Genomic DNA, 1,588 nt, shown 5'->3' with positions numbered 1-1,588 from the left:
CATGGTTAGTCAATCAAGGTATTGATGAGAAGAGAATAACCACTAGAGGTTATTGGTTCAGCAAACCAATTGCTACTAATAAAACAGCAGAAGGCAAACAAAAGAACAGAAGAATTGAATTCGTCCGTACAAAATAATTTCTGTATAATCCTATTTCTAAGGGCGAATCAAATGATTCGCCCTTTTTATTTTATTTGTAATATCAATTATGCAAACTCAAGTACAACGGATTCTATTTCGAATAAGTCACCACTTACATATTTCAATAAAACAAAAATAAGATTTGTTAATTAATTGTAGCATTATTGAATAAAAAAAAGTAAATTACTGCTGAAAACTTATCAAATCAGTGAGAGATAATTTTACTTAATAAATATAAATCATTCACTAATGGGAGGAGATAATGAAAAACATTACTTCTATTTTTATAGTACTACTTTTTTTATTTCTTTCACTTACTAAATCCAATTTTGCACAATTTAAAGATTATAGTTATAAACTTGGTATTCAAGGTAACTACCTTTTACCTGGAAATGAATGGTCTAAAGATGACTATACTTCCTTCTTATATCGGGCATATGTAGCTTTTCCACTTTCAAATATGTTTAATCTCGGTTTAGGAGCTGGGTATGGTTATAACCAAGGTATAGATTATAAAAAGGAATTTTACAAGACAAGTTTTATCCCAATTGATTTAAGATTAATTTTTACTCCTTTCCATTCAGATGCAGTTAATCCCTATATTTACCTTGGTGCTGGTGGTGCATATTGGTCCTTAGATTTTAAACCAATTTACAAAGATAAATATTCTACAAGTGATGATAACGGTATGGTTGGATTAGGTGAAGCTGGGGTAGGAATAGAATTCGCATTAAGTCAGAATTGGGTGTTGGATTTATCCGGCGGTTTTAATGTTTTCTCCAGTGACAAAATTAATGGCCAGGCGTCTGATCTTAAAGATGAATTTCTCCATACATACGACAGATATTTTAATATAGGCTTAGGAATAGCCTATGCATTTGAAAGCTGTCATACAGATGTTGATAATGACGGTCTTGAAAGATGTGATGAAGAAAAATTAGGAACCGATCCTAAAAATCCAGATACAGATAGTGATGGATTGAAAGACGGCGAAGAAGTTAATACTTATAAAACCAATCCTCTTAACCCAGATACAGATGGTGATGGATTGAAAGATGGTGAAGAAGTAATGAAATATAAGACTGATCCAAACAAAGCTGATACAGATGGTGATGGATTAAAAGATGGCGAAGAAGTAATTAAATATAAAACTGATCCGTTGAAAGTTGACACTGATGGCGATGGTTTGAAAGATGGTGAAGAAGTTATGAAATACAAAACTGATCCGTTAAATCCAGATACAGATGGTGATGGATTGAAAGATGGTGAAGAAGTTATGAAGTATAAAACCGATCCATTAAATCCAGATACAGATGGTGATGGTTTGAAAGACGGTGAAGAAGTTATGAAATATAAAACAGATCCATTGAATATTGATACCGATGGTGGAACAATAGGTGATGGTGTAGAAGTTAACAGAGGAACAAACCCACTTGATCCAAGTGAT

At 32.6% G+C, this 1,588-nt stretch carries 1 protein-coding gene; it reads left to right on the top strand.

Translation table 11 applies throughout. The annotated features are described in order from the left end of the window. Positions 1 to 403: 403 nt before the first annotated feature. Positions 404 to 1,588 (top strand): OmpA family protein (locus tag NTX22_00005; GenBank protein MCX6148885.1); only part of this gene is annotated, 1,185 nt, incomplete at its 3' end.

The organism is Ignavibacteriales bacterium, from assembly GCA_026390815.1.
In the GTDB taxonomy this organism is placed as follows: domain Bacteria; phylum Bacteroidota; class Ignavibacteria; order Ignavibacteriales; family SURF-24; genus JAPLFH01.
This window is presented reverse-complemented; position numbering and strand designations above follow the sequence as displayed.